Genomic DNA, 18900 nt, shown 5'->3' with positions numbered 1-18900 from the left:
TGGTTTGGCGAAGCTGACTTGAAGGGAGAAAGGGTGCGAGATGTGTTTGGGAATTCCGGGACAGATTGTTGGGGTCACTGATCCAGAACGAAAATTGGCAATGGTTGATATTTCCGGTGTGCGCCGCGAAGTCAATGTCACTTGCGTAACGATTAACAACGCACTGGAAGATCTTGTTGGTCAATGGGCGCTCATCCATGTGGGGTTCGCCATGAGCCTGATTGACGAGGCAGAGGCCGCCCTGACCCTCAAGGCTCTGCATGAGTTGGATGAGGTTTCCGACACGCTGGAAAGCATCGAAGAAACAAAGACCATGCTGGGGGCGGAAACTCAGTCGGGGCAGGGATCTTCGTAATGAAATATGTGACGGAATTTCGCGATCCCACAGCAGCAAAGAGCCTTCTTGGCGCGATCAGCAAAACCATCGACCAGATTGGGGCTACGGCAGAAGATCCTGTGCGCCTGATGGAAATCTGTGGCGGACACACCCATGCCATTTTCCGCTATGGGCTGGATCGTCTCACCCCGCAAGGGCTGGAATTCATTCACGGGCCGGGCTGCCCTGTCTGTGTGCTACCCGTGAAGAGAGTGGATGAATGCGTGGAGATCGCCATGAAGCCGGGAGTGATCTTCACCACCTTTGGTGATGCCATGCGGGTTCCCGGACGCAAGAAATCACTTCTTGATGCAAAATCTGAAGGGGCAGATGTGCGCATGGTCTATTCCCCTCTCGATGCGCTGGAGTTGGCGCGGACCAATCCGGATCGTGAAGTTGTGTTTTTCGGTCTCGGTTTTGAGACGACGACGCCGTCTACAGCTCTGACAATTTTGCAGGCGGCTGAGGAAGGGATCTCCAATTTTTCACTTTTTTGCAATCACATAACAGTCACCCCGCCTCTCAGGCTGTTGCTGGAAGATCCGGAAATGAAGCTTGATGGCTTTATCGGGCCGGGGCATGTTTCCATGGTAATTGGCACACATCCGTATGATTTCATTGCGCGTGACTATGGCAAGCCGCTGGTCGTGGCCGGGTTCGAGCCGCTCGATCTCTTGCAGTCGGTGCTCATGGTGCTCAGGCAGCTGGCAGAAGGGCGTGCTGAAATCGAAAACCAATATGCACGGATCGTGCCTGAAGAAGGCAATCCGGCCTCTTTGGCTGCGATTTCACAAGTCTATGAACCGCGTCCGACCTTCGAGTGGCGTGGTCTTGGAGAAATTGACAAGTCTGGCCTGCGCATTCGCAAGGCTTATGCCGCCTATGACGCAGAGCGTAAATTCGACGTCGGCTATGGATCGTCCAAACCGCATCAACCGGATATGGAGAGCTTTGCCTGTGGTGCCGTGATGACGGGGCGGATGAAGCCTTTCGTTTGTCCTGAATTTGGCAAAGGCTGTACGCCGGAGCATCCTCTTGGGGCGTTGATGGTTTCATCTGAAGGGGCTTGTGCAGCCTATTATCAATATGCCGATATGAGGCCGGAGGGGGCAGAATGAATGAGATGAGCAAACTTGCTGTGGGGCGGATATCTCTTGCTCATGGTGGCGGCGGCAAGGCTATGCATGATCTGATAGACCAGATTTTTGCTGCGCGCTTCAAGCCGCAAAGCCGAGAGGATCAGGCCCGACTTACGCATCCGGCATTGGTAGAGCCGGGTGCGCAACTGGCCTTTACCACTGATAGCTTTGTTGTTTCACCCTTGGAATTTCCCGGTGGTGATATCGGCAAGATCTCGGTGTGTGGAACGGTCAATGATCTGGCCGTGGGAGGAGCTCAACCTCTCTGGTTATCGGCTGGCTTTATCCTAGAGGAAGGCTTTGATGTTGCGACCTTAGTGCGCATCGTTGAGAGCATGGTCTGCACCGCTGAAGAAGCCGGCGTAACAATCGTTACGGGTGACACCAAGGTGGTCGACAAGGGCAAGGGTGATGGTGTTTTTATTAATACGTCAGGGATTGGTGTGATCCCTCCGGGACGGGAATTGCTTGCTTCTTCAGTCAAGGCTGGTGACGTGGCCATTGTCAATCACCGGCTTGGCGATCATGGCGCTGCGATATTGGCAGCACGGGGAGATCTTGCCCTATCGGCTTCCATCGCCAGTGATTGCCAGCCGCTCAATGGCCTCATGGAAGCGGTGCTGCGGGCTGCTCCCCGCGTCCGGGCAGCGCGAGACGTGACCAGAGGTGGGCTTGCTTCATCTCTCAATGAAATCGCTCAAGAGGCTGGTGTAGGGATCGAGATCGAGGAAGGGCTCTTGCCGATTCATCCTGAGGTGCGTGGTGTTTCGGAAATTCTCGGGCTTGATCCTCTCTATTTGGCCAACGAGGGCACCTTGGTTCTGTTTGTGCCTGAAGCTGATGCTGATGCTGCTCTCGGTGCCATGAAAGCTACATCTGCGGGACGCGAAGCAGCGATCATAGGGCGCGCTGTGGAAGCTCATCCGAAACGCGTCATCATGCAGACTTTGTTTGGGGGAGGGCGCATTGTCGATATGCTGGTTGGAGAACAACTGCCTCGCATTTGCTGAGGTGATATACCAAATTTGCTCCATAGAATATCGGTTAACTGTTGATGCGGACAAAAACCAATCGCCATTCCAAATGCTATGACATGAGAAGCACAATGAGTTTGTTGAATGTGCTCCCTATCAACGCGTATGGGGTCAAATAGGTTGATTTGCCAAGAGATGGATTTTGTCTCATTGTAATCCCAAATGGGAGGGTATGAAGTAAACATCAGGTAATGGGTGTAGTTCTTCAGCGAAGATCGCCAAAGACATGAATCATTCTCGTGGCACTCCATATCACCAGCAGATACAGGGTAAGATTGAACGGTGGCATCAAACCTTGAAGAACTGGTTTTTGCTGGAAAATTACTTTCTGCCATGTGATTTAGAAACGCAGATCCAATCCTTTATCAACCACTACAATCACCGTCGTTACCACAAAAGCTTGAAAAATATTGCACCTGCTGACGTCTATTTCGGCCGAGGCAAAGCCATTCTTTGCAGAGCGAAATCAATCTCAGGGAGACGTGGCCTGAAACGGAAAGTGCGAAAATCTTTGGCACCACCTGCAAGAAGCAAATAACCGGCGCGCTTCATCGTGCTTCGCTTGTCTTGTTGCAATTTCTTTTTACTACACCGAGATGCCTATACAATTGCCTCGGTGTCTGATCAACAGGTCCGGAGTTGCCATCAGCAAGATGCTGACGACAGGTTTTGCCTTCCAAACCATCACCTAGTTCTGGCATGATCCGGCGGATCTCACCCAATTAGTGTCATCTTCCGTTATACGATACATAGTAATTTCTTTGTAATTTCTTTCCTTAGGTTTTTTGCCACTCTCAAATAAAATTCCCCAAATCACAAACATTGACTTGACCGAAATAAAACCAGTATGTAAAACTCATATTAATGACAATGATTGTCATTTACAAAAATTCATTGATTTCGAATCCTCTCTTTTTGAAAGAGCGAGTTACGAGGTTTGGGCAAATTTCCAGAGATCCTGAATGTTGATTTCTTGGAAAATGGCAGAGTTCAAATGAGCAAATCACACTATAAAATCGGTCTTGGGGTCGCCCTTGCTCTGACGGCATTTACAACCGCATCCGGGGTTGCGTTGGCTGACGACGCAATCAAAGTGACGGATCAGAGTGATCGTCAGATTGTTCTTGAGAAGCCGGCGAAGCGGGTTGTTACCATCCCGATTCCGGCCGCCTCTATGTTCATGGCGCTGGATGGCAGCAGTAACAAGCTGGTTGGTATGCATTCCAAATCCAAAAGTGCCCTCGAGGAGGGGGTGCTCAAGGAAATCTTTCCTGAGGCGATGGATATCCGTAGCGATATCGTCGGTGAAGGCTTCATGCCCAATGTTGAAGAGTTGCTGTCGGTCAATCCCGATCTTGTCTTCCAATGGGCGCATCTGGGGGGCGATGTTGTCAAACCCATTGAGGATGCAGGACTGAAAGTCGTAACTTTCAAATATGGTACGGAAACCTATGCGCGACAGTGGCTCGACATCATGGGTACGATCCTGGGCAAGAAAGACAAGTCTGACGCTCTTATTGCATGGCGGCAGGAAAAGCAGGATGCCATTGCCAAGAAGGTTGCAGAGATTCCTGGCCTTGAAAAGCCAAGGGTCGCCTATTTCCTTCGCTTTCTTTCGTCTTTCAGCGTGGCTGGCAAGGGTACCTATAATGATTTCTATATTAATCTCACTGGTGGCCAGAATGTCGGTCAGGATTTAAGCGGCTTTAAAGAGGTTAATATTGAACAGATCATCGCTTGGGATCCTGAAGTGATCTTGCTGAACGGTTTTGAAGGTGAGCTGACGGTCGATGATGTTTATACAAACCCGATGTTAGCAGGGGTAAGCGCTGTCAAGAATAAGCGCGTCTATAAAATTCCACTCGGTGGTTACCGCTGGGACCCACCCAATCAGGAAAGCCCTTTGATGTGGGAATGGCTGAGCATGGTGCTCCATCCCGACCGGTTTGATTGGCCACTGCGCAAAGATATCGCAGAGAAATATCGCTTTATCTATAACTATGATCTGAGCGAGCAGCAAATTGATGGCATTCTGCGCATGAAAATGAATGGCTCGGCAGCCAATTATAGCCAGTTCTCTGGTTCGTGATCGGCTTTTTCGCCAATTCAATTCTCTCACTTGTCACGGTCCTTGCGAGGCTGTGGCAAGTGTTAAAGTGATCATTCTGGGCGTGACAGGTCTGGATTCTCCTCCTTTCAAAAAGCTCCTATTCCAATGGCATTTCTTTCCGCAGGGGTCGGTCATCGCGGCAAAATCATATCTCTTCGAGAAGGCGCTGCCTTTTGGCTACTGCTGACCACACTCCTTGTTCTCACCCTTGTCTTTTCCTTTGGGGTTGGACGTTTCTTTGTACCTTTCGACAAGGTGCTAACTATTCTCATTTCCCATATTTGTCCGCTTGAGCAAAGTTGGAGTGATGTTGAATATCGTGTGGTCGAGTTGATTCGCATGCCGCGTGTGTTCACTGCGGCGATTGTCGGAGCTGGACTAGCCTTGGCTGGGGCAGCTCTTCAGGGCACTTTTCGCAATCCTCTTGTAGAGCCGCAGAATATCGGTGTTTCCTCAGGTGCTGCTTTCGGTGGTGTGTTGGCGATTCTGTTGTCTGATAGCAATCAGCTTTTGATTGGTTCGGCCTTTCTGTTCGGCTTGTTGGCAATGGTGATTGTCTATCTCATCAGCCGAATGAATGGTCGCACGCCTATTCTTATGCTGGTTCTTTCCGGCGTCGTTACCAGCGCTTTTTTTCTGGCTTTGGTGAGTCTCATCAAATATATCGCCGACCCGGATGATAAGCTTCCCGCTATTGTTTATTGGCTGATGGGCAGTTTTGCCCGTGCCGGATATGATGATATGTGGCTATTGCTGGGAGTGGTCGGGCTCAGTTCCTCTGTCATCTATTTGCTGCGCTTTCGCATCAACCTCCTCTCGCTTGGCGATGAGGAAGCACAAGCGCTGGGGGTTCGGGCGGAGCGAACCCGTTGGCTGATCCTTGTTTGCGTCACATTGATCACCGCGACATCAGTTGCCGTTGCCGGTGTCGTCGGCTGGGTCGGGCTGGTCGTTCCCCACATCGCCCGCATGATCGTCGGGCCGGATAATCGTGTACTGCTGCCAGCCTCGGCACTGATCGGATCTCTTTATCTCGTCATCATTGATGATGTTGCCCGTGCTGCCACGGCCTCGGAAATTCCTCTCGGCGTCATTACCGCAATCATCGGTGCTCCGGTCTTCGCTGTTCTGTTGCGTCGTAACCAGGCAAGAGGATGGAAGAATGATTAATGCAAAACAGGCTGGTTTTTTCTACAATTTAGAAGAAGGCTGGACCTTCAAGAATTGTTCTTTTCATCTCGAAAAGGGCGATATTCTCGCCATTCTCGGTCCCAACGGACAAGGCAAGACAACCTTGCTCAAGACCATTCTTGGCGTGTTGGCGCTTAAAGAGGGTTGCATCGAGGCTTCGGGAACGATTGGTTATGTGCCGCAAAACACCAGCCCTGCCTTTCCTTATTCTGTTCTCGATATGGTGGTCATGGGACGCGCACGGCAGATCAGTATGTTTCGCTCGCCAAGCCGTCAAGATTTTACTAAAGCCCGTGAGGCGCTGGCTCAGTTGGGTCTTGCACGATTTGAGAAACGGCAGTTCTCTGACTTGAGTGGCGGACAGCGTCAACTTGTTCTCATCGCGCGGGCTCTCGCTGCCGAATGTGACATTCTCATCCTTGATGAGCCGGCCTCTGCGCTTGATTTCAAAAACCAGCAGGTGATCTTGCAAACGGTCGAGCGGCTTTCACGGCAAAGACAGCTAACGGTTATTTTTACCTCACACTATCCGCAGCATGCCTTGCATAGCGCCAACAAGGCTCTGTTGATGCATGGCGCCGCGGACTTCCAGTTCGGTTCGGTTGACGACGTCATGTGTGACGCAAATCTCAGTCGCCTCTATGGCATGGAGGTGCGGAACGTCGCCTTTAATCATGCCAACCAGAGTGTCCGAACCGTGGTTCCTGTCTTTTCAGCTTCGGATCAAAACAATGCTTCATTCAATCAGTAATCAAAAGGGAGGGTAGAATGGCCCGTATTGCCGTTGTTTATTCTGGTATTAGCTTTCAACATCAAACGATGAATATGCCTGAATTTAGGGGGCGGTTTGATATTATAGATATTTACGATCTGCCGCGAACCGATCTATCCGCCTATGATGGTGTGATCTTTCCTCGCTCGACTGACCAGGCCTTTATGGCCACCTGCCGCCAGCAAATCGAGGATTACCTCAATATGCCCGGTATCGTAGTCGCCTTGGGCGACTATTGGCAACAATGGCTGCCCGGGTGCACCTATGGCGGCTTTACGCCTGAAGATGACGAGCCGCTAAGCAAGGTTGCCGACCACCCGATATTGGAGGGCATTTCATCTGATGATCTACACTGGCACAAGGGCATAAACGGCTTGTGTTGTCATGGTCATCTTGAAGCGCCAGAAGGCGCAAATGTTCTGATCCGTAATGACCGTGGTGATTGCATCCTTTATGAAGACCACAGCTCTACCAAAGGCATTGTGGTAGCCGGTAGTCAGTTCGATGTCTTCTGCCACACTTTCTCAAATGATAGCGGTGCAAAACGCGCACTGACCAATATGCTTAATTGGATTGGGGAAGAAGGACCGCGCCTTCGTGCCAAAAGAAAGCAAAAGCCCATCGCAGTCGCTTATTCAGGGCTGCATTTTCAGCACAATATTTTCACTAGGCCCGACTACGTCGACGATTTTGAACTGCTTCCTATGTGCAGTATGGAAACAACGGATCTGCTCAAATATCGAGTGCTGGTTATTCCACGTGAGTCCAATCAGGAAGTTCTTTACCGGATGAAACCCCAAATCCGTCAGTTCCTCAATGAAGGGCGCACCATTGTCTCCTTTGGTGAAATGGTTGTGCCATGGTTGCCGGAAATGACTTGGCAGAAGCGCCCGGTTACGGTGAAATATGATTCCAATGATCCCTCAACATGGGACAAAGGGCGGGTGCAGACCGAGGATCTAAGAATCGTTGAAGAAGATCATGCTCTGTTCCAAGGCATTACACTGGATGACATGAAATGGCATTTCCACGGGGTGTTTAACCCATTACCGGGGCAGCGCAGTCTGCTGTGTGATGGTGAACCCGAGCGCGCAGTTATCTTACTTGATGAGAGCAATTTTGATGGCAAGCTTATGGTCATGACACTTGACCCTGAAGAGCATGCTGGCTTTGGCGAAGTTACCATCACGATGAATTTCCTCAATAAATGTATTGAGTGGATTAGAGAGGAAGCAGATCGAATTGGCAAGGAGCTGCATTCGTAACAGAGCGAGAACCATGTTGCTTTCTGTTTTTGAAAAAAATCGCGGGCAGTATGCCCGCTTTCTTTCAAAAACTCGACCATTGTCGTTTTTTCATCAATCGGCAATACGAGGCGGACACTGTGAATCTTTCCGAGAACTTCCATAAGGGCTCATTGTGCGGCAGTGACAACAGTCGCAAGTAGGGATGGAGTTAAGCTGTATTGGGTTCAATAAAACGTATTTTGGGCTCATAAGTGGCTATGTTAAAAAAAACCTTTACGTCGATAGCGTCATTTTCCTAACGCTTCACGAATGGACGTATATTGAAGCGTAAAAAACTTCACATCGTGGTATTTGCTTGGATGTAATACACCCTACAAAGAGCGTTGGGCTAAATTACCTTATGTCCGGCCATTTTGAAGTAGTTCGTGCATTTACTTGGTGTGTGGAGGTCTCAGAGCTTTGACGATTGTCTCGAAATTTATCATGGCCTGAACAGGAGATCTGCCATTGATAGTTCACCTGTTCTGGCCGTGTGAGGCGCTTTGGGAGTAATCGTCTTCCATAAAGGTGACAACGCCATGCCAGAATTTTGTTTTGGTGCGATTTTCTTGTCTACCAGCCTGTCAAAGAGATAGGTTGCTCAATAGGCATGTCAGAGTGCTGGATTGTCTCAAATCTCCGCAATAATCTCAAATATAGGCGCTGTGCTTGTTTCATATCCACTTTAAGGCAGATGAAAGGCTCAATCATTTCAACGACTGTTTCTTGCCACTCGTAGGATAGTTGAGATCAGCAACTGGCTTTCCATTTTTGATGTGGCTTTCCAAAATGCTATCAATGTCATCCTCGCTCACGCCCCCACATATCGTACTTTCCGGCCAGACCTGAACGACAGGAGCAAGGCTGCATGGGCCAAGACAGCTGGTCTTACAACTCATCATGCCAGCGCCGCTGTTCTTCAGCTTCAGTTTGTCCTGTTCAGACCAAGCATGACTGTATATGGCGCTCGTTCCGGCGTCACTACAGGCCCCACCCATGCAGACAAGACGGTATTTCTGATTGGGAACGACCATTCCCTTTGACACCTTCCCCCGATCCTGACCAATGTTGCTTTCATCCGCCGTAAAGGTCAGCACCTCGATCATGTCGTTGAGCTTGTCAATTTTGCTGATGGGAGGATGCGCGATCCTGATGCGTGGGAAGAAAGCTTCACCGCGTTGTTCGATCCAGCGATGCACCGATTTTCTGATTCAGCCGGGAAAAGCCGGCTCCATCGGGAGGATGAGCGAGACGATGATGACCTCGGGCACCTTGTGAGTGGCAAGCTCGCCAAGACGGGCGCGCAGCGACGGTGTTCCTGGTTCCTGCAAGGCATAGGTGACGACATATTCAGGATTTTTTGCCGCAACGGCATCATACAATTCTTGCATTTCCTCTCTGGGCTTTGCAGCCATGGCGGCAAAGCCAGCAACAGAATGACAGGTTTCATCGAACCTCTCTTCTTTCCATCGACAACACATATGGATAGGCCTGTACTTCACCGACGAGCGTCTCCACCTGATATTGTCCAGCGACAGGACATCTCACCTCGACCCGAGCGAGCGGATCCTGCTTTTTTACCAAATGGATGGGAGGGAAAGAAGAATTCGGCTGATCTCTCAAGACCTCGTTGACATCGAAATTTTCTGCGCAGTTGACAATATTTCAGTCTATCTTTTACGCAAACGCTCCGCGCCATCCAAAATCAGATCCAGTTTTTGTCGCCACCAATCTTTGGGCTCGCCTTTTATGATATCGGTCATGACGGAAATATAGGGCGACAGGGCGACTTCCTTTTGGCTCATTTCACACCAGGAACGGGCAAGAGAAGAAGAAACTGGTGTACCATTCTCTCCCTTGCTTTGCATATGTTGCCAGCCGATCGATGAATCATTGGTCATATCCATGATGCTATCCATAATCAATGTTGCTTCCTGGGCTGAAAAGCCAAAAACTTCCAGGCGTTGGCAACAGGCTGAAAAGATGCAAATCATGGAGGGAGGCGTTACTTCAAGATTTCGAATAGCCTTGGCGATGCCGGGGTGAAGCTGAAACAGATCCCAACAGGCTTCAGCGATAGAGGCCGCAAAATCGCGCCAGTTCTCTCCGTCTGGATGATCAGAGTCCAATTGCCAATCTGTTTCCTGCACCGCCAGATCAATGGCGGCAATCAGAATATCATTTCGGCTTTTGATATGGCGGTATAGGGAGGAATGATCGACGCCCAGCTCCTTTGCGATCGCGGTGAGCGTGGCCTTATCCAGGCCGATGGCAAGAGCGGCTCTGGCAATATCTTGCCGGGAAATTCTGGCAGGACGGCCGACGTGCGTGGTTTGTGCGGCTTGTCTGGAACTGGGCGTCATGTTTGCATCACTTGCAGGAGAGATTACGCTGTTGGCTTGTTGTTCCTACCAATCCTCCATTTGGCGGCCGTTGTCCAGTGTTGCCAAAGCTTGCCATATAGTCCGCCCGCCCTGGCGAGGTCATCATGATGGCCCTTTTCACAAACAAGGCCATCATCAATAACCAGAATCTGATCGGCTGACTTGATCGTGGAAAGACGATGGGCAACCACGATGAGCGTCTTGTTCCGGACCAGAGCGCCAAGCGCGGTCTGCAAGGCCCGTTCATTGGTCGGATCCAGCGCTGCGGTGGCTTCATCCAGCAGGATGATGGGCGCATCCTTGAGGATGGCCCGCGCAATGGAAATGCGTTGGCGTTCTCCCCCCGACAAGGAAAGTCCTCCTTCATTGACCTTGGTGTCATAACCGTCCGGCAAGCTCATGATGAAATCATGTGCCTGGGCCGCCCTGGCCGCCTTGACGACATCGTCCAGATTCGCGCCCTTTCGCCCAAAGGCGATATTGTCAAAAATGCTACCAGAAAACAGATAGACGTCCTGAAAAACCACCGTGATTAGTCGGCTCAATTCACCTTCATCCATTGAGCGAACATCAACCCCGCCAATCGTGATGGAACCAGATGTCACATCCCAGAAGCGGGGCAGAAGATTGAGAATTGTGCTCTTGCCTGCACCAGACAGCCCCACAATGGCGGTCATGCTGTTTTCTGGGACATCGAAGCACAGCCCTTTGAGAACTTCTCTTTCCGCGTTATAGCCGAAATGCACGTCCTCAAAATGAATGGCGAATCCATCCGGTTCTTGTGGGGCTTGAGCTCTGGGCAAAGGGCAAGCCTTTAAAACACGGTCCATCCGCGTCAGGGACGCATCGGCCATTCTGGTCAGTTCCATCACGCCGACCAGACCAACAATTGGTGTATAGATCGAGAACACCAGGACGAGCGCCGTTATGACGATCGAAACATCGATCGCACCATCAGCATAACGCATGCCAGATGTAAGGATAACCAGAGGCACGCCAAGCATAATGATTGCCGAAAAAACGACGAAAGGCGTGGACAATTGAACAACCATCCTGATCGATATATCGCGAAAGGCCTTCAGGCCCGCCCGAAAGCTTTCCTGCCCCTTGCCTATCCGGTTGAAGGCGCGAATAACAGAAATGCCCTGAACATATTCGATCATGCGCGCGGCCGCCTCGGCCTGCATATCCTGCCGCTGGATGCCCAGACGTGCGAGCCACCGGCTTGTTGCAAGATAGACCGGGATTCCGGCAAGAATAGACACAAGGGCGGCCAGACCAACGGCCCAATCCTGATAGAAAAGGAACCCCAGAACAGCGACAGGCAGACCAAAAGCCTGCGCTATGCGCAGCAGGGCATCAGACATGAAGCTTTCCAGCATCTGCATGTCTGTGGTCAATACGGTCACCGTGTCGCCCTTGTTGCGCGAGAGATGGAAACCGAGGGGTAAATTGCGCAAATGGTCCAGCATGCCAAGACGCATGTGGCTGGCCAGTTTGTAACTGGAAAGCCATGATCGCATTGACGACAGATAACCGAAAACAAGCTGTCCAGACAGGGAAAGGGCCATCAAGCCTGTCACCTGCCAGGCCCACGAAAAGGTCATCTCCTCTCCCTTTATCAGGCGGCTGATCACCATGATCGTGACGCCAAAGGCAAGCCCGAGGCTAAAGGACTGCAAAAAACGATAAATGATGCTCGCCAGAACCCTGCCGCGTAAGGGACCCGCCAGAACCCAGATCCGCTTGAGACTGGCCAGATCAGAACGAATTTCATGGTCAATGCTATCGGAAGAGGCCTTGCTCGCACCTGTCATTGTTGTATCAGTCATTGACGTGTCCTTTCCTGACCTTGGCGCCAACGCGCAAATCGATTGAACGGGCCGCCACATAATCTTGCCAGAGGCTGGCATAGAGTTTCTTGTTGGAAAGAAGCGTTTCGTGGTCGCCTGTCTCAACTATCCTTCCCTTGTCAACGACAACAATCTGGTCCGCGCCCTGAATTGTATGCAGTCTATGAGCGATAAGGATGAGCGTTCTACCGACTGTCAGCGCTTCAATCGCCTCCTGAATGGCGGCTTCATTGTCCGGGTCTGCAAAGGCGGTTGCTTCGTCAAGGACGACAACCGGCGCGTTTTTGAGGATCGCCCTGGCAATTGCGATGCGTTGGCGCTCGCCTCCGGAAAGTTTTTTGGCCTGTTCTCCCAAATGCGTTTCATAGCCATCGGGCAAGGCCATGATGAATTCGTGAGCGCGGGCAGCTCTGGCCGCTTCAATCACGTCCTCATCACTTGCTTCGGGTTTACCAAAGCGGATATTGGCCGCAATCGTGTCCGAGAACAGAAAGGTGTCCTGGAAAACGAAGGCGACGCTGTCCATCAACTGGGCAAGATCCATCTCCCGAACATCGACACCCCCTATGGAGACACGACCTGTGCCCACATCCCAAAAACGTGGCACAAGACTGGCTATCGTGCTTTTACCCGATCCTGAAGGGCCAACCAGAGCGGTGATCGATCCGGACCTGGCGGTAAAACTGACGTCATGCAAAACATCCTGACCTTCATAGCCAAAACTGACATTGGAGAATGCCACGTCATGGCCATTGAGCACCTGCGTCTGTTTGCTGTCACGCTGTTCAGGCGTATCAAAAATGCTCTTCACCAATTCAGAGCCCATACTGATATGAGCCAGTTCATGAAATTGGTTGAACAGCTTCAGCAATGGCTGGCTATAGTTTGCCCCGAGGATGACAAAGAACACCAAGGCCGAAAGTTCGAGCTGGCCTGCGGCCATTAAGAACAAACCAACGGGTACTATGAAAGTAATGTTTGAGAGAACAAGACTGTAGAAAGCGGCTCCCATTGGAACAAAGGCTTCCGCCCATCGCGTTTCAATCTCTGCATATTCATTGACGGCGTCTCGTGTCTCGGCAAAGCTTTCGCCAGTTCGGTTAAAGATCTTCACCACGGGCATGCCAGAGAGATATTCAACGATAGATCCGTTCATCCTCTGGGCGGCGATCATATAGGCACCAGACCATTGCCGCCCCTTCTGCATGGCTGAGGTAATCAGGACAAAGGAAAAAAGGGTTGAAACGATGCTGGCAAACGCCATCCGCCAGTCAACGACAAACAGCCATATCGATATGGCCAGCCATGTTGCCAGAGCGCTAATTCCCTCGGGAATGCCATGGGCTAAAATAAGCTCGAGTCTTTCTGGCTCGTCAATGACCAGCTTTTTGGCGTCACCACTCTTTCGAGATGAAAAAAATCCCAGTGGTAGTCGCGCCATATGCCTGGCCAGAGCCATCCGCAAATTGAAGATAACATCAAAAGCGACGATATGAGACAGAGCAAGAGATAATCCCAATGCCCCGTATCCACCAATTATTGCAACAAAAGCCGCCCCCGCATAGATCAGGCTTTGGTTCAGATCGATGGAAATGCCAGAAAGCAAGTCGTTTGCAACTCGATAGACAATCCATATCGGAACAAGTTCAAGGGCGACTGAAAGTGTAGCCAGCAAAACAGCAAATGAGAGTTTTAACTTGGCGTGTCGCAGAAAACCGGCAACCAATTTCAGGCTGGCCAGATAGTCCGGTTTCGCACATTCTTCCTGCCCAATACCCGGTTCGGGTGCTAGGTCAGAGTCAATATCAATGGCTGTCAAAATAGGACCTCCAATTACAGCATAATGCCTAGAGAAACGCAGATGCCGTAAACTCCGTGATTCCAAATTCAATCAGGCAAATAACGGCACAGTTTTTTGGTCCTGGAGTTGGTCAATCGATAACAGACACCCATTTCGCAAAATTTGCAACACACTGTTTCTAATTATTCGACCCTTTCGTGCAAAATGAGATGCTCAACACATGACTTATCAGAGTTAATACGTATTTTGAGGGCTAGATACAATTTTGAACGGGAGAGGATTTCAAAGAAACATACTTTGTGACAAAAACTCAATTTTTTCATAAATTTAAGCGTTGCCCTCAATTGGTTGAGTTATAAATTCAGCACGTATTAAAAATTTGAGTGTTTTGATTATGCCTTGGATTCTAGGACTGGCCTTTTTCTTTTCCGGAGTCCCAGGACTAGTATATGAAATTGCATGGAGCCGAATGTTAGCCACCCTCATTGGCAGCACGGTGGTGGCGAGCAGCATCGTTATGGCTGTTTTTATGGCTGGCTAGCAATCGGCGCATGGCTATTTGGATTGTTGGGTGACCGATACCCCCACCCGCTTAAACTTTATGCAATTGTTGAAATATTGGAACCTGCAAGACATCCTTGTTATTCTTTTTCAATTAGCTTAGGGATGCCAGACGATTGGCAACTCGATACGATAAAACGGCCCAAAGCTATCTGGGCTTCATTCATATCGTATCAGCAAGACTTTGGATCAATCAGTTTGTTAACAGGTCCTAGATAAGCGGGATAATACCAGACAGCTAGTTATGTGCTGCCGCAGCATGAAAATACGTCGATGGTGACTAAGGTCGGACTTGGTTTGCACGATATTGAATCTCTTGATGGATTGCTTCTTTTAGTTTGCGTGGGATAAAGCTGTGATAGGACGCTAGGCTTTCGGCTCATGCGTGCCCTTCCTTTCGCAGTTTCTCCTAGCCGAAAGAACAAAGCGAGCAACTCTATTTCAAAACGATCTTATTCGTGGGAATTGCGCAAAATTCTGTGAATTGGCTTTTGTATGATCACGAAGGCCGCACTACTACATATTGAATTATTAACCAGTCAGAAGACAACATAAGGTGTCACGGTCTTTTGAGTCGCAAGTTCAAAAGCCAAGAGGGAAATCGGTGATGCTTTCAATGACCTACTATAGTTGGGTGTATGAGCAGAGTCCGGTGCTGCCCCCGCAACTGTAAGCGGCGAGCCTTGTTCTGCATGAGTCACTGGGAATTATCCTGGGAAGGCTGAACTAAGGCGAAGACCCGTAAGCCAGGAGACCTGCCGTGACCAGATAGAGTCCAATGGCGGGGCGTTCCGGCGGGCGCAAAGATGTTGCGGGTCATTGACTTCAGCGGTCGCTTTCGCATGCGAACCGAGGCTTTGAAGGCAGCCCATTTCTGTCCTGCGTCTTCGCAATGTGCCGTCAAATGCAAAAGGCGGCAATATGACAGATACTTACGATTCACAAATCGCTCTTCCTTTTTCCATCAAGAAAAGTCTTCCCAAAGAGGTGGTTAATCGCAATCACGTGCGTGCGCCGTTTGATAGAAAGCGCATTGAAAACGCGATTCTGAAATCAGGAGAAGCGACCGTAACATTTGGTCAGGGCGAGGCCCAACGGTTGACTGGGCAGGTGATCAAAATTCTGCGCCACAGTTTGGTCGGAGCAGAACAGATCGATATTGAACGCATTCAGGATATCGTCGAACAGGTTCTGATTTCAGAGGATTATTTCGAAGCCGCCCGCGCATATATCGTATATCGTGAGCAGCATGCAAAATTGCGCAAGGGCAAAGAGATCACGGTTGATGTGATCTCTTCTATTGACGAGTATCTTGATCGCTCTGACTGGCGGGTGAATGCGAACGCCAATCAGGGCTATTCTCTCGGTGGATTGATCCTCAATGTATCTGGAAAGGTGGTTGCAAACTATTGGCTGTCCCATGTTTACGCCCCTGAAATCGGAGACGCGCACCGGGCTGGCGATCTCCATATTCATGATCTTGATATGCTGTCGGGTTACTGCGCCGGTTGGCCTTTGCGAACCCTGCTGTACGAAGGTCTCAATGGCGTGCCAGGCAAAGTGGAGGCTGCTCCTGCGAAGCATCTTTCCAGCGCGGTTGGGCAGATCGTCAATTTCCTTGGGACCCTCCAGAATGAATGGGCAGGAGCACAAGCCTTCTCATCCTTCGACACCTATATGGCGCCGTTTATTCGCAAGGACAATCTTTCCTATGAGGAAGTGCTTCAAAGCATTCAGGAGCTCATCTACAACCTCAATGTACCCTCGCGCTGGGGCACGCAGACCCCTTTCACCAACCTCACATTCGACTGGGTTTGTCCCGATGACCTAAAAGATCAGGTGCCGGTGATTGGCGGCAAGGAAATGCCGTTCCGATATGGGGATTTGCAGGTTGAAATGGATATGATCAACCGCGCCTATATGGAGGTAATGACATCCGGTGATGCTAAGGGGCGTGTCTTTACCTTCCCGATCCCGACCTACAATATCACTCCCGATTTTCCTTGGGAAAGTGAGAATGCGACGCGCCTCTTCGAAATGACAGCCAAATACGGCTTGCCTTACTTCCAGAACTTCCTCAATTCGGACCTGACGCCGAATATGGTGCGTTCGATGTGCTGCCGTTTACAGCTGGATCTCACCGAATTGCTCAAGCGTGGTAACGGCTTGTTTGGAAGCGCCGAGCAAACCGGTTCCCTTGGCGTGGTTACGATCAACTGCGCACGATTGGGCTACACGCATAAAGGTGATGAAGCGGGCTTGTTTGAACGTCTTGATGAGCTTTTGGCTATGGGGCGTGATAGCCTTGAAATCAAGCGCAAGGTTATTCAGCGCCTGATCGATGAGGGCTTATTTCCCTATACAAAGCGCTATCTGGGCACTTTACGCAATCACTTCTCCACGTTGGGCGTCAATGGTATCAATGAAATGATCCGGAACTTCACCGAAGGCCGTGAGGACATCACGACAGAGTGGGGGCATGCTTTCGCGCTCAAATTCCTGGATCATGTGCGCGAACAAATTGTACGGTTTCAGGAACAGACTGGCCATCTCTACAATCTGGAGGCAACGCCTGCAGAAGGGACCGCACATCGTTTCGCGCGCGAAGACCAGAAGCGCTTTTCTGGAATTCTGCAAGCGGGAACGCCGGATCAACCCTATTACACCAACTCAAGCCAATTGCCGGTCGGCTATACCGACGATCCGTTCAAAGCATTGGAAGCGCAAGAAGCCCTACAGGGCAAATATACCGGTGGCACCGTACTTCATCTCTACATGGGATCAAGAGTTTCTTCGGCCGAGGCTTGCAAAAAACTGGTGCGGCGGTCTCTTGAGAATTTCAAGTTGCCCTACATCACCGTCTCACCGACATTCTCGATAAGCCCCAAATACGGCTACATTGCAGGCGAACATGAGTATTGCCCCAAATGTGATGCCGATCTAGTCGCGCAGAAACGGGCTGTTGGTGAGTTGAAAATCGACGATGTGGTCAAGGCGGACAATGAATTTGTCATGATTGAGGGCGTCGAGTTGCTAAATGCCGAGCGTCAGCCATGCGAAATCTGGACTAGGGTCATGGGCTATCACCGCCCTGTTTCTTCCTTCAATAAGGGAAAGAAGGGCGAGTATGCAGAGCGCCGCACCTTCAAGGAATCTGAGCTTGCCTGAGTTTTACCGCGGCTCAGGTGAGCAAGGAGAAGCCGCCAATTTGCGAATTGGCGGCTTCGAACCGATTTCCTTTTGCGATTGGCCCGGAGAAATCGTAGCAACAATTTTCTGCCAAGGCTGTCCTTGGCGCTGTCCCTATTGTCACAATCCCGCCCTGATCCCTTCAAATGTAAGAGGCAAGCATAACTGGGAAGAGGTTGTGACCTTTCTGGAAAACCGTCGCGGGCTAATTGATGGCGTGGTATTTTCGGGAGGAGAACCAACGCTGCAAGCTGGATTGGCTACAGCTATAAAATGCGTTCGTGGTATGGGATTTCGCATTGGGCTTCATACCGGAGGACCTTATCCTAAACGGTTTGCAAAAATACTGCCTTTCCTGGATTGGGTCGGCTTCGACATCAAAGCCTCTCAATGCGATTATGAGAAGATTACTTGCGCAAAGGGAAGTGGACCAAAGGCGTTTGAGAGTCTGGCTCTACTGCAAGATAGCGGTGTGGATTTCGAATTACGAACAACCGTGCATCAGGATCTATTGACCGATTCCATGCTCGAAAAGCTTGAAAGGGAGCTTCACGCTCTTGGTTATTCAAATCTGAAACTTCAAAAATTCCGGCCTGATGGGGTTGATCAGGAAAGATTGAACAAAGCGATCAATCAGACTGCCTGACTGTCACTCTCATTGAGACACATATGTTTTGCAGGAGATTTTAGTGAAGCGCAAAACCCCTCCCTTATGCCAAATTGCCATACTTTTGTTGACAGGATTTGTTTGATAACGACAATAGGAAATATCGGTTTCCTTATGGAATGAAAAGGGAATTCGGTGCGTTTCACGTCCTTGGCGTGTCACAAATCCGGAGCTGTCCCCGCAACTGTAAGCGAAGAGTATTCCCCGATACGCCACTGGAAAATCAAACATCCGGGAAGGTGGGAGAATATGTCGATCCGCAAGCCAGGAGACCTGCCGATGCACATTAGATCAACCCGGGCGGGGTGTCCTGGAGGAGGGAAGTCTCAAGTGCTTTGCTGTGTTTAGTCGGCGAAGTATCTAGCTGTGTATACAGTCCTCCCGCCCCTATGCTCCGCCACAACAGGAGCACGGGATTATGCTCTTCGCTAGCAGAAGCAATTTTCCGAAACCTTCGAATAGCTATTCGAATACTCCCCCGACCGCACAACTATGTGGCTATCTGCCCGTGGTGCCTTGGGAGCGAACCCGATCGCA

The 18900-nt window shown here is 50.3% G+C and carries 14 protein-coding genes, 2 pseudogenes and 2 riboswitches; of the genes and pseudogenes, 11 read left to right on the top strand and 5 right to left on the bottom strand.

The genetic code is table 11. The annotated features are described in order from the left end of the window. The first annotated feature begins 40 nt into the window (after positions 1–40). The 8 genes and pseudogenes from ACHZB8_RS21650 to ACHZB8_RS21615 all read left to right on the top strand — a co-directional run bounded on the left by ACHZB8_RS21650 (position 41) and on the right by ACHZB8_RS21615 (position 7887). Complete coding sequence (locus ACHZB8_RS21650; protein ID WP_316863345.1) at positions 41–355, top strand: HypC/HybG/HupF family hydrogenase formation chaperone; 315 nt, start codon at positions 41–43, stop codon at positions 353–355. Further along, positions 355–1494: a hydrogenase formation protein HypD gene (gene hypD / locus ACHZB8_RS21645; RefSeq protein ID WP_316863343.1), complete on the top strand. Its 1140-nt coding sequence runs from the start codon at positions 355–357 to the stop codon at positions 1492–1494. Before ACHZB8_RS21650 ends, hypD begins: the two co-directional genes overlap by 1 nt. Beyond that, positions 1491–2525: a hydrogenase expression/formation protein HypE gene (gene hypE / locus ACHZB8_RS21640; RefSeq protein ID WP_316863342.1), complete on the top strand. Its 1035-nt coding sequence runs from the start codon at positions 1491–1493 to the stop codon at positions 2523–2525. The genes hypD and hypE overlap by 4 nt, the downstream gene beginning before the upstream one ends. Positions 2526–2766: 241 nt before the next feature. Next, positions 2767–3087, top strand: a pseudogene (locus ACHZB8_RS21635) (integrase core domain-containing protein); the annotation flags it as partial. A 456-nt stretch (positions 3088–3543) separates the two neighbouring features. Continuing rightward, positions 3544–4638 (top strand): ABC transporter substrate-binding protein, encoded by a 1095-nt coding sequence (locus tag ACHZB8_RS21630; protein ID WP_316863340.1) that lies wholly within the window; start codon positions 3544–3546, stop codon positions 4636–4638. 126 nt (positions 4639–4764) lie between these two features. Then, positions 4765–5829, top strand: a complete 1065-nt coding sequence (locus ACHZB8_RS21625) for an iron ABC transporter permease (RefSeq protein WP_316863339.1) — start codon at positions 4765–4767, stop codon at positions 5827–5829. Further along, positions 5822–6601, top strand: a complete 780-nt coding sequence (locus ACHZB8_RS21620) for an ABC transporter ATP-binding protein (RefSeq protein WP_316863338.1) — start codon at positions 5822–5824, stop codon at positions 6599–6601. Before ACHZB8_RS21625 ends, ACHZB8_RS21620 begins: the two co-directional genes overlap by 8 nt. Before the next feature lie 17 nt (positions 6602–6618). Further along, positions 6619–7887, top strand: a complete 1269-nt coding sequence (locus tag ACHZB8_RS21615) for a hypothetical protein (protein WP_316863337.1) — start codon at positions 6619–6621, stop codon at positions 7885–7887. Between the two features lie 728 nt (positions 7888–8615). On the opposite strand, the gene ACHZB8_RS21610 is transcribed toward ACHZB8_RS21615, so the two are convergent. The 5 genes from ACHZB8_RS21610 to ACHZB8_RS21590 all read right to left on the bottom strand — a co-directional run bounded on the left by ACHZB8_RS21610 (position 8616) and on the right by ACHZB8_RS21590 (position 13964). Continuing rightward, positions 8616–9107, bottom strand: a complete 492-nt coding sequence (locus ACHZB8_RS21610; RefSeq protein WP_316863336.1) for a (2Fe-2S) ferredoxin domain-containing protein — start codon at positions 9105–9107, stop codon at positions 8616–8618. Between the two features lie 12 nt (positions 9108–9119). Next, positions 9120–9410: a hypothetical protein gene (locus ACHZB8_RS21605; RefSeq protein ID WP_316863335.1), complete on the bottom strand. Its 291-nt coding sequence runs from the start codon at positions 9408–9410 to the stop codon at positions 9120–9122. Between the two features lie 168 nt (positions 9411–9578). Then, entirely contained in the window at positions 9579–10271 is a 693-nt protein-coding gene (locus tag ACHZB8_RS21600) for a TetR/AcrR family transcriptional regulator (RefSeq protein WP_316863334.1), read from the bottom strand. Positions 10272–10294: 23 nt separating this feature from the next. Next, positions 10295–12124, bottom strand: coding sequence for an ABC transporter ATP-binding protein (locus ACHZB8_RS21595; RefSeq protein WP_316863333.1), 1830 nt, complete (start codon positions 12122–12124; stop codon positions 10295–10297). Then, positions 12117–13964 (bottom strand): ABC transporter ATP-binding protein, encoded by a 1848-nt coding sequence (locus tag ACHZB8_RS21590; RefSeq protein ID WP_316863332.1) that lies wholly within the window; start codon positions 13962–13964, stop codon positions 12117–12119. Before ACHZB8_RS21590 ends, ACHZB8_RS21595 begins: the two co-directional genes overlap by 8 nt. Positions 13965–14605: 641 nt before the next feature. Between ACHZB8_RS21590 and ACHZB8_RS21585 the strand changes: the two are divergent. From ACHZB8_RS21585 to ACHZB8_RS21575, 3 genes and pseudogenes are all read left to right on the top strand, one after another. Beyond that, positions 14606–14722, top strand: a pseudogene (locus ACHZB8_RS21585) (IS5/IS1182 family transposase); the annotation flags it as partial. Between the two features lie 330 nt (positions 14723–15052). Then, positions 15053–15285, top strand: a riboswitch (cobalamin riboswitch). Positions 15286–15428: 143 nt separating this feature from the next. Next, entirely contained in the window at positions 15429–17675 is a 2247-nt protein-coding gene (locus ACHZB8_RS21580; protein ID WP_316863331.1) for a ribonucleoside triphosphate reductase, read from the top strand. Continuing rightward, positions 17668–18342: an anaerobic ribonucleoside-triphosphate reductase activating protein gene (locus tag ACHZB8_RS21575; RefSeq protein WP_316863330.1), complete on the top strand. Its 675-nt coding sequence runs from the start codon at positions 17668–17670 to the stop codon at positions 18340–18342. Before ACHZB8_RS21580 ends, ACHZB8_RS21575 begins: the two co-directional genes overlap by 8 nt. A 108-nt stretch (positions 18343–18450) precedes the next feature. Then, positions 18451–18659, top strand: a riboswitch (cobalamin riboswitch). Positions 18660–18900: the final 241 nt, after the last annotated feature.

The sequence above is a fragment of the uncultured Cohaesibacter sp. genome, from assembly GCF_963556055.3.
Taxonomy (GTDB): domain Bacteria; phylum Pseudomonadota; class Alphaproteobacteria; order Rhizobiales; family Cohaesibacteraceae; genus Cohaesibacter.
Note: the sequence above shows the minus strand (reverse complement) of the source record. Positions and strands in the feature narration are given on the sequence as shown.

Bases quoted from the DNA above. Each gene is read 5' to 3' on its own strand.
- ACHZB8_RS21600 (WP_316863334.1), bottom strand. From the start codon at position 10,271: ATGACGCCCAGTTCCAGACAAGCCGCACAAACCACGCACGTCGGCCGT.
- hypE (WP_316863342.1), top strand. From the start codon at position 1,491: ATGAATGAGATGAGCAAACTTGCTGTGGGGCGGATATCTCTTGCTCAT.
- ACHZB8_RS21630 (WP_316863340.1), top strand. From the start codon at position 3,544: ATGAGCAAATCACACTATAAAATCGGTCTTGGGGTCGCCCTTGCTCTG.
- ACHZB8_RS21650 (WP_316863345.1), top strand. From the start codon at position 41: ATGTGTTTGGGAATTCCGGGACAGATTGTTGGGGTCACTGATCCAGAA.
- ACHZB8_RS21595 (WP_316863333.1), bottom strand. From the start codon at position 12,124: ATGACTGATACAACAATGACAGGTGCGAGCAAGGCCTCTTCCGATAGC.
- ACHZB8_RS21620 (WP_316863338.1), top strand. From the start codon at position 5,822: ATGATTAATGCAAAACAGGCTGGTTTTTTCTACAATTTAGAAGAAGGC.
- ACHZB8_RS21580 (WP_316863331.1), top strand. From the start codon at position 15,429: ATGACAGATACTTACGATTCACAAATCGCTCTTCCTTTTTCCATCAAG.
- ACHZB8_RS21615 (WP_316863337.1), top strand. From the start codon at position 6,619: ATGGCCCGTATTGCCGTTGTTTATTCTGGTATTAGCTTTCAACATCAA.
- ACHZB8_RS21625 (WP_316863339.1), top strand. From the start codon at position 4,765: ATGGCATTTCTTTCCGCAGGGGTCGGTCATCGCGGCAAAATCATATCT.
- hypD (WP_316863343.1), top strand. From the start codon at position 355: ATGAAATATGTGACGGAATTTCGCGATCCCACAGCAGCAAAGAGCCTT.